The sequence below is a fragment of the Streptomyces sp. HSW2009 genome (genome assembly GCF_040240285.1).
Taxonomy (GTDB): Bacteria; Actinomycetota; Actinomycetes; order Streptomycetales; family Streptomycetaceae; genus Streptomyces.
In genome coordinates, this window is the sequence record NZ_JBEHZD010000313.1 from 1 (window position 1) to 9309 (window position 9309).

Annotated in this window: 6 protein-coding genes and 1 pseudogene; 3 read left to right on the forward strand and 4 right to left on the reverse strand. The window is 74.1% G+C overall.

The window, feature by feature from the left end; translation table 11 throughout:
* Positions 1-921: 921 nt before the first annotated feature.
* Positions 922-1764: a hypothetical protein gene (locus AAHZ94_RS21575; protein WP_349994624.1), complete on the forward strand. Its 843-nt coding sequence runs from the start codon at positions 922-924 to the stop codon at positions 1762-1764.
* Between the two features lie 187 nt (positions 1765-1951).
* On the opposite strand, the pseudogene AAHZ94_RS21580 reads toward AAHZ94_RS21575, so the two are convergent.
* Positions 1952-2653: pseudogene (locus AAHZ94_RS21580) on the reverse strand (GntR family transcriptional regulator); the annotation flags it as partial.
* A gap of 129 nt (positions 2654-2782) precedes the next feature.
* On the opposite strand from AAHZ94_RS21580, the gene AAHZ94_RS21585 reads away from it, so the two are divergent.
* Positions 2783-3613: a (2Fe-2S)-binding protein gene (locus AAHZ94_RS21585; RefSeq protein WP_349994629.1), complete on the forward strand. Its 831-nt coding sequence runs from the start codon at positions 2783-2785 to the stop codon at positions 3611-3613.
* Positions 3614-4000: 387 nt separating this feature from the next.
* Complete coding sequence (locus AAHZ94_RS21590; protein WP_349994625.1) at positions 4001-5092, forward strand: DUF2637 domain-containing protein; 1092 nt, start codon at positions 4001-4003, stop codon at positions 5090-5092.
* A gap of 122 nt (positions 5093-5214) precedes the next feature.
* Here AAHZ94_RS21590 and AAHZ94_RS21595 read toward each other — a convergent pair whose 3' ends face one another.
* The 3 genes from AAHZ94_RS21595 to AAHZ94_RS21605 all read right to left on the reverse strand — a co-directional run.
* A complete protein-coding gene (locus tag AAHZ94_RS21595; protein ID WP_349994626.1) occupies positions 5215-5826 on the reverse strand; it encodes an ATP-binding protein in 612 nt (203 codons plus the stop codon).
* A gap of 131 nt (positions 5827-5957) precedes the next feature.
* Positions 5958-7700: a pyruvate dehydrogenase gene (locus AAHZ94_RS21600; RefSeq protein ID WP_349994627.1), complete on the reverse strand. Its 1743-nt coding sequence runs from the start codon at positions 7698-7700 to the stop codon at positions 5958-5960.
* Positions 7701-7802: 102 nt separating this feature from the next.
* Positions 7803-9309 (reverse strand): protein phosphatase 2C domain-containing protein (locus AAHZ94_RS21605; RefSeq protein WP_349994628.1); only part of this gene is annotated, 1507 nt, incomplete at its 5' end.

Genomic DNA, 9309 nt, shown 5'->3' on the forward strand with positions numbered 1-9309 from the left:
GGGGGTGGGGGGGGGGGGGGGGGGGGGGGGGCGGGGGGGGCCGTGGGCGGTGGCGCCGGGCGCCACGAACGCCGCGACGAGCACCGTTGCCAGCGCGGCGGGGCGCAGCGCCCGGGATCGGCTAGACACCTTGAACACGTCGTCCACTCCTCAGCGACTCTCGGCCGCTCGCGCACGGTGGCGAAGCGATTCGCCGGCCTCTTTTCGGCCAGGGCGTCAGCGGCGTTGTCTTGGGCGAACCGCAACATACGGTTCGCCGGCACCCTGACAGCGGCCCCGGCCGCGGGGCCGTCGCGCGGGCGGCGCCGAGGTGAACAAGCGATACCCAGGGGCGCGGGCCCCGGCCGCCACCGCTTCGCCGTACGCCCAACGTTCACCCAGGTCATGCGCGCCATCGGGGCCGCGCCCCGGCGGGCGCCCGGCGCCCGCCGGCGCCCCTGGCGCACCGCCCGCGCCCCCCATCGCCGCCCGTCGACCGTGCGCCGGCAACGCCTCGTACGGCATGGGTACGCGGCGCCGGCGACGCTCTCCGCACCGCTGCGACCGAGGTGGCGGCGCGGCCGAAATCGCCTGTGGCGTGCGGCGGTTGACACCGCGTTCACGGCGCGGCGACTTCGGCGGGCCCGGCGGGGGGCGCGCCCGGCGCACCCCCGTCCCGGCCGGCCGTCTCGCCATCCGAACGGCGGCGGTGGCACGCCGCTGCGGGGTCGTCCGCGCCGGCCGCGCAGGCCGCATCGAGCGACCGACATCGGGACTGGCCCATTACCACTGGTGAGGCGCCCGTACCTGGTCAGCCGCGATCCAAGTTTGTGAATCAATTCACACCTACCTCTTGGCCGGGCCCTGGATTCCGTGTTGAGATGCGCGCACGACTTCCGGCTCGATGGCGCGCTTGGGGAGGGCAATGTGGCGGACACCGCCATGTCACGTTCTGGATCGTCGGAATCCGTAATAGGACCAGGGGGTGGGTTCCATGCCGGTTTCCCTGACGACCCCTTGCACACGGCGGTGTGGCGGCTGCGTTCCCGCGGCTGCTGGCACGACGCCGCGGAACTGCTCAGCCCGCTCGCCACGACCGACCCGGCCGCGGCCCGACTGCGCAGTTCCGTACTCACGGAACAGTGCATGTTCACCACCGGTGGCTGGGAGGCCGCCGAGGACGCGCTGCGCGCGGCCGAGGCCATCGCGCACACCGACGACGAGCGCGGGGCCGCGGCCTGCGAGCGCGGCCATCTCGCCTATGCGGCCACGCTCTTCGGCAACCGCGACCGGGCGGACGAGGCCCGCTCCGCCCTCGGCCGGTCGGCGGCGCTGCTCGCCCCCGACTCGCGGTCCCGCCCGCTGCTCGACTTCCGGCGCGGCCTGCTGGCCCAGCACCTGTCGCGCAACGCGACCAGCGCCCAGGCCGCGTTCCAACGGGCGCACGCCGCGGCGCTGGCCCGCGGCGCCACGCTGCTGTGCTCCTTCACCTGGCGGCACCTGGCCGCCATGGCCGAGGAGAACGGCGACCGCGCGGAGGCCCGCCACGGCTTCCTCGAATCCCTGCGCATCCGGGAGGAGTTGGGCTATCTGATCGGCATCGCCCCGGCCCTGGTCGCCCTGGCCAGCGTCGAGCCCGAACCCGAGGCGGCCCGACTGCGCGCCGAGGCCACCCGGCTCGTACGACTGCTCGGCGGCGTCCCGACCTGGCTCGCGCGCCGCCTCCAAGCAGCCCAGGACGCAGCAGCCCCACCCCCACCGGACGCCAGCGCCCCGGCCACCTGACCCCGACGGTCCCGCGTCCGCCCGTACCCCTTCCGGTACGGGCGGACGCGCGAGTGGGGGCCGCCGCAGCAGTACGGGCCAACGCGCGGGATACGAGCCGCCACGGGGCGGGGCACAAGCGCGACAGGCACCCAGGGGCGGGACGGGCACCCAGCCGAGCCGGCCCGAAAGCCAAGAAGTCCGCCCGTCACCCCCACGCAAAATGAGCACGGATCAGGCTTTCCGCCGTGGCCGTGTCGCTCACGGCGAGCGCGCTCAGCAGGGCCGTGTGTTCGGCGGCGTCCGCGACGAGGTCGGCCGGTTCGCGTACGGAGAGCGGCGACCACTGGGCGCGGCGGTGCAACTCCTCGGCGATCACCACGAGTTGACCGTTGTCGCCGAGGCCGAGCACCGCCCCGTGGAAGGCCCGGTCGGCGTCCGCGTAACCGGCCGCGTCGCCGTCGTGGGCGGCGAGCGCCGCGGCGTCGGCGAGCGGTTGGAGCGCGGCCCAGCGCCGCGCGGGCACCGTACGGGCCAGCCGCAGCATCGCCGGGACTTCGAGGAGCGCCCGCACCTCGGCCAGTTCGGCGCTCTGCTGCGGGGAGTGCTGCGCGACGCGGAAGCCGCGGTTGGGCACGATCTCCACCGCACCCTCGGCCGCGAGCCGCTGCATCGCCTCGCGCACCGGCGTCGCCGAGACCCCGAAGCGCTCGGCGAGCGAGGGCGCGGAGTAGATCTGCCCCGGCGTCAGCTCGCCGGCGAGCAGGGCGGTGCGCAGGGCGTCCAGCACCTGGTCACGCACGGAGAAGCGGTGCAGTACCGCCGGCGGGGGTGGCGCGACGGGCGTTGCGGACCGGCCGCTCGCCGTCGTCCGTGGGGCGCGCTGCTCCACTCGGGTCCTCCTGCCGCGTCCCGCTCAGCCTTGGCCTGGACTTTCCAGGCTTCCTGCACCATAGGTGGATAGCGCGGTAATTCCCACACCGATCCATTCGCGTAAGGTAAGCCTTACCTGATGAGACTCGTGCGATCGGTGGTCCCGATGACCGTGTCCGTGCCGGCCCTCCCCTCGCCCGCCCCGCTCTTCGCGGCGTACGACCGCCTCACCGACGTCTACCCCGCCCTGACCGTGCTCGACCAGGACCCGCGCTCGGGCGGCGGCTGGGTCACGGCCGCCGAACTCGCCGCCGGCGGGCCCCCCGTCGACACCTTCCTCACCTGGGACGCGGCGCAGATCCAGCGCGACTACGGGCAACCCGGCCGACCCGACGTGGTCGCCAGCTTCGGGCTGCACCGCTACGCCTGGCCGGCCGCCCTGCTGATCACGGTCCCCTGGCTGTTCCAGCGCCGGGTGCCGCGGGTGCCGGTGGAGCGGGTCTCCTTCCACCGGACGTCGGGGCGGATGACGGTCCGCATCACCGAGTTCGCCTGTCTGCCGGGCGATCCGCTGGCCGCCGCGCCCGGCGCCCGGGTGGTGCCGGACGAGGAGGCGCTGCGCGCCGCGGTGCGGTCCGCGGCGGCCGAGCACCTCGGGCCCGTGCTCGACGGCTTCCGGTCGCGGCTGCGTCGGGGCGGGCGCGGCCTGTGGGGCATGGCGACCGACGAGGTCGTCGAGGGCCTGTGGCACATCGGGCAGCTCACCGGCGCGGAGCAGGAGACGCTCGCCGCGGTGCGGGCGCTGCTGCCGGGCGGCACCGCCCCGTACGTCGGCGGCGCCGGCTTCCGCACGCTGACCGGGCCGGCCGGGGAGCCGTTGCGCACCCGGGACCGGGCGAGTTGCTGTCTCTTCTATACGCTGCGTCCCGCGGAGACCTGCGTGACGTGCCCGCGCACCGATGACGCGGAGCGACTGCGGCGCATGACGGCGAACTGACCACCCGTCAACCACCGGCGCGGGTGGGCCGGAAGCCCGCACGCGGGACGGACCGCGGGCCGGGCACGCCGTCAGTCGACGACGCACGCCCCCCGGCACGCCGATGCATCGCCGAGGCCGAGATTCGTCGCCGCTCAGCGCCCTCCAACTGGTCAATCACACCAATCACTTGCGGTAGATTCACCCCATCGGGTTTCGCCACTCGAACGCGACGCGGTGCCTTCGCGCCCGCGTTCGGCCCGCATCGCACCTATCCGGATGCCCCAGGTCTCCGTTGGCGTCCTCTTGCCCGGAAACGCCCTGGGACATGGCCCGGTTCCGTCAAGATGACCCGCGATAGGTCGTACTGCGGCCACAACGTCACGGAAGCGAGGCAAGGGGCATCGGATGAAACTGACCGACACATCGCTTGATTGGGCGCTGCCGGTCGCCGTAGCCGTTGTCGGAGTCGCGGTAGCGGTGACGTTGAAGACACGCGGCCAGAAGGTAGCCGCCAAGGACGCCGCGCCGGTCGACTCCTGGGAGCGCAGCGAGGAGCGCCGGCGACGCAAGGAAGCCGTCTACGGCAGCGCCTCGTACCTGCTGCTGTTCTGCTGTGCGGCCGTCGCCGCCGCGCTCTCCTTCCACGGTCTGGTGGGATTCGGGCGGCAGAACCTCAACCTGGACGGCGGCTGGGAGTACCTGGTCCCGTTCGGGCTCGACGGCGCGGCCATGTTCTGCTCGGTGCTCGCCGTGCGCGAGGCGAGCCACGGTGACGCGGCGCTCGGCTCGCGCCTGCTCGTATGGACCTTCGCCGGCGCCGCCGCCTGGTTCAACTGGGTGCACGCGCCGCGCGGCATGGGCCACGCCGGCGCCCCGCACTTCTTCGCCGGCATGTCGCTGTCGGCCGCCGTCCTCTTCGACCGGGCTCTGAAGCAGACCCGCCGGGCCGCCCTGCGCGAGCAGGGTCTGGTGCCGCGCCCGCTGCCGCAGATCCGCATCGTGCGCTGGCTGCGGGCGCCCCGCGAGACGTTCGCCGCCTGGTCGCTGATGCTGCTGGAGGGCGTGCGGACGCTGGACGAGGCCGTCGAGGAGGTGCGCGATGACCGCCGGCAGAAGGAGCAGGAGCGGCAGCGCCGCCGCGACCAGGACAAGCTGGACCGGGCCCGCATCCGGGCCTACAACCGGCAGCACCGGATGTGGGGCCGGCGCGGCGGCCGGCAGGTGGACGCCTCGGGCGCGTTGCCGGCCGGGGCTGGACAGTTGAGTTCGGAGAGTGCCATACCGGAGTCCCCCGGCCTCGAACGGCCAGGTAGCGGTCTTCCCGTCCTCTCCCGGCCCGCGTTGCAGTCGGTCAGCAAGACGGAGAAGGAGGGTGACGCGGCGGCCCCAGGCCGCCCGCGTACCGTTGACCTGACCGCCGAGGACGACACCCTGACGATTCCGCGGCTCGACTCCCTGGAGGAGAAGCTGGCGGAGATTGAGCGTCAGTTCGGCTGAGTCAGGCCACCCAGCACCCGCCGGGTCCGTACGGAATCTTCCGTACGGACCCTGCGGTCGTGTGCGGGGTCATGCCCGCGGAACGCGGATGGTGTCGTACGGGCCAAGCGGCCCGACGGTGGTCAGTCCTCGGTCCCGGTCGTGCTCAGTTCGCACCAGACCGCCTTGCCCACGCCGTGTTCGCGTACGCCCCAGGCGTCCGCCATTGCATCGACCAGGAGCAGTCCCCGGCCCGAGGTGCCGGCGTGCGTCGCCTCCTTGCGCGGCTGCGGGGCGCGCCGGGTGAAGTCCCGCACTTCGAACCGCAGTCGGCCGCCCCGCGCGGTGGGCGCACCGGTCAGCAGCCGGGCCCGGACGACGGCGCCGCCGTCGGTGTGCACCAGGGCGTTGGTGACCAACTCGCTGATCAGCACCTCGGCGACGTCGCTGCGCTCCGGGTCGGCGCCGCACCCGCGCAACAACTCCCGCAGCCCCCGCCGGACATCCGCGATCGCGGCGAGCTCTCCCCGGTCGAGTCGCCAGGTCAACGCCGGTGCGGCCGGTCCGCGCCAGTCGCCCGGCTCCCCGGCCGTACTGCTTTCTACCGCTCCGGCACTCCTTCCGGCCTCCCCCGCGACGTTCCCGGTCTGCCTGGTGATCCGTGCGGTCTCCCCCGAGGCGTCCCGCCCGACGGTGGCCGTCCCGGCCGTCCGTCGGAAGTCCGCTTCGCCCAGCCGCGCAGCCTGACGTTCCATACCTCCCCGCCCCGACGTCTGCTCTTGATCCCCGAGTTCCGACGTACGTGGTGAGACGTACGTGGGTGAATCGAACGCGCGCTCCCGAACATGCATGCCCGTTCAAGGGGGGCGCACGCCCGGTCGGATGTTCAGATACGGGGAAGGTTGCGCAGGTTTGAACGGGCCATTTGCACCATCTTCCCCACCCCGCCGTCCAGCACGATCTTGCTGGCCGAGAGGGCGAACCCGGTCACCATCTCCGCGCGGATCTTGGGCGGGATCGACAGGGCGTGCGGGTCGGTGACGACGTCGACGAGGGCCGGGCCGCGGTGGGCGAAGGCGTCCCGCAGCGCGCCGCGGAGCTGCTTGGGCTTCTCGACCCGCACCCCGTAGGCGCCCGCGGCCCGGGCGATCTCCGCGAAGTCGGGGTTGTGATTGCTCGTGCCGTAGGCCGGGAGGCCCGCGACCAGCATTTCCAGCTCGACCATGTTCAGCGAGGAGTTGTTGAACAGCACGATCTTCACGGGCAGTTCGTACTGCACCAGCGTGAGCAGGTCGCCCATCAGCATCGAGAACCCGCCGTCGCCCGACATGGAGACGATCTGCCGCCCCCGGTCCAGGAACTGGGCGCCGATCGCCTGCGGCAGCGCGTTGGCCATCGAGCCGTGGGTGAAGGAACCGATCACCCGGCGCCGGCCGTTGGGCGTCAGATAGCGGGCCGCCCAGACGTTGCACATCCCGGTGTCAACGGTGAAGACCGCATCGTCGGACGCCTCTTCGTCCAGTACCGATGCGACGAATTCCGGATGGATGGGGATGTGCTTGTCTACTTTGCGGGTGTACGCCTTGACGACCCCTTCCAGTGCCGAGGCGTGCTTGCGCAACATCCGGTCGAGGAACTTGCGGTTCTTCTTGACCCGCACCATCGGCGTCAGGCAGCGCAGCGTCTCGCGCACGTCGCCCCAGACGGCGAGCGCCAGCGTGGAGCGCCGCCCCAGGTGCTCGGGCCGCACGTCGACCTGCACGATCTTCACGTCGTCCGGCAGGAAGGCGTTGTACGGGAAGTCGGTGCCCAGCAGGATCAGCAGGTCGCACTCGTGGGTGGCCTCGTAGGCGGCGCCGTAGCCGAGCAGGCCACTCATTCCGACGTCGAAGGGGTTCTCGTACTGGATCCACTCCTTGCCGCGCAGTGCGTGCCCCACCGGGGCCTTGACCCGCTCGGCGAACTCCATCACCTCGTCGTGGGCGCCCGAAGTACCGCTGCCGCAGAAAAGGGTGACTCGCTCCGCCCCGTCCACCAGCCTGGCCAGCTCAGCGATCTCGGCGTCACCGGGGCGCACCGAGGGCCGTGAGGTCATCAGGGCGTGCTCGACGGCCCGTTCGGGGGCCTGTTGGGCGGCCACGTCGCCGGGGAGCGCGATCACGCTGACGCCGCCGCGTCCGATGGCGTGCTGCACCGCAGTCTGGAGCACCCGGGGCATCTGTCGGGCGTTGGAGATCAGCTCGCTGTAGTGGCTGCACTCGCGGAAGAACTGGTCGGGGTGGGTCTCCTGGAAGTAGCCGGTGCCGATCTCGCTGCTGGGGATCTGCGCGGCGATGGCGAGCACCGGGGCCATCGAGCGGTGTGCGTCGTACAGGCCGTTGACCAGGTGTACGTTGCCCGGCCCGCAGGAGCCCGCGCAGGCCGCGAGGGAGCCGGTGAGCTGGGCCTCGGCGCCGGCGGCGAAGGCGGCCGTCTCCTCGTGCCGCACCTGCACCCAGTCGATGTCCGGGCGGCGGCGGATCGCGGCGGTGATCGGGTTGAGGCTGTCGCCCACCACGCCGTACATCCGCTGCACTCCGGCCCGTACGAGGGTGTCCACCACCTGCTCGGCCACGGTCTGCTTCGCCATCGCGCGCTCGCCCCTTCCGCTGGGTCCCGGGCTGCCGGGGCCGGCCACCCGTGCGGCGGCCGGGTGCCCCCGGTTCCTCCCATCAACCCACGAACGGCGTGGTTACGCCTCCCAGACGGCGACCGCCGTACGGTCGTCCGCGTACCCCTTGACGCGCAGCCGCACGTCGGTGAGGAAGGCGGCGAGGCCCGGCGGTTCCCCCTGCGACCACCGCTGACGCAGCGCGTCGGCGAACGCGGGGACGCCGCTGAACGGTTCGGCCAGGCCCGGGCTGCACAACAGCAGCGCATCGCCCGGCCGGGCGACGGCGGCCAGGAACCTGAACGGTTCCGCGGCCCGGGCATCGGGCCCGGTGGACGATGCGTCCGCGGCACCGGCCGCGCGGGTGCCGGCGCCCGCCGCCGACCCCGGACCGTGGCCCGCGCCCGCCTGCGGTGCGCCCGCCTGCGGTACGGGGCCGGCCGCGGGCCCGGTGGGGGACGCGGGTTCGGCGCCGTACGCGTCGACGGCCGGCGCGGCGGCTGCCACCCGCGGGTCGGCCAGCGGGCCCGGGGTGGGCACGGTGGTCGCCGGGCCTGCGCCGGGGCGGCGCCGGGCGAGGGTCGCGGTCGGTTCGTCGAGCGGCCCCCCGCCGGCGTCCTGGACGGCGGGCTCCAGGTCCTGCCAGGCGCCGTCGCGCAGCCGGAACAGGCCGCCGTCGCCGACCCCGAAGAACACCCGGGTCCGGCAGCCGGGCGCGACCGGCAGCAGCAGGCAGCGCAGCGCGGCGGTGTGCTCGGCCGGGTCGAGCCCCCGCTCGGCGGCCTGCGCGCGCAGTCGCCCGTACGCCCGGTCGGTGAGCCGTTGCAGCCCCGACTTGAGGGCGGCCCGGCGTCCGCCGCGGATGTCGTCGGCCAGCCGGGCGGCGCTGCGCCCGATCGCCCCCGCGATCGCGGTGCACAGGTAGTGGGCCGCACGGTGCGCGTCGGGTGCCGCCCGCGCCCCGCTGGCGACGGCCACCAGCAGCAGCGCGTCGTCACCGGTGCCGAAGCGGGCGGTGAGTAGCGCATCCCGGCGCGGCTCGCCGCGGTACCTGGCGGAGTCGCCGCGCGAGGAGGCGGCGCGCAGGGTCAGCGGCCCGTACCGGGCGCCGTCCAGCGCGGTGTCGGGCACCAGCCCGTCCAGATCGGCGGCGTCGGACTGCGGCAGCGCGGTCGGCTGGGCCTCGTAGGTGGGCGGCCTGACCCCGATGAACTCCCCCTCACCACGCGGCTGACCAGGCACGAAGGGGCGGGCGCCGGACGGGTCGACGGGCTGCGGCGCAGCCTCGGCCGCGACTGCGGCGGGGGTGGGGGTGGTCGCGGTGGACGTCGCGGTGGTGGCTGGGGCTGTGCCCGTGGGTGTGCTCGGGGCTGTGCCCGTGGGTGTGCCGGGGGTTGTACGGGGCGGTGTGGCGGGGGTGGTGGACGCCGCCGTGAGGTGGCCCGTGGGGTCTGGGGTGGGGTTCGCCCCGGGGGCGGGGGTGGGGGGGGCGGGGGGGGGGGGTGGTTTAAACCACACCCCGCCCCCCCGCCCGGCGCCGAGGGGGGGGGGGGGGCGGGGGGGGGGGAAAAAAGGCGGGGGGGGGGGG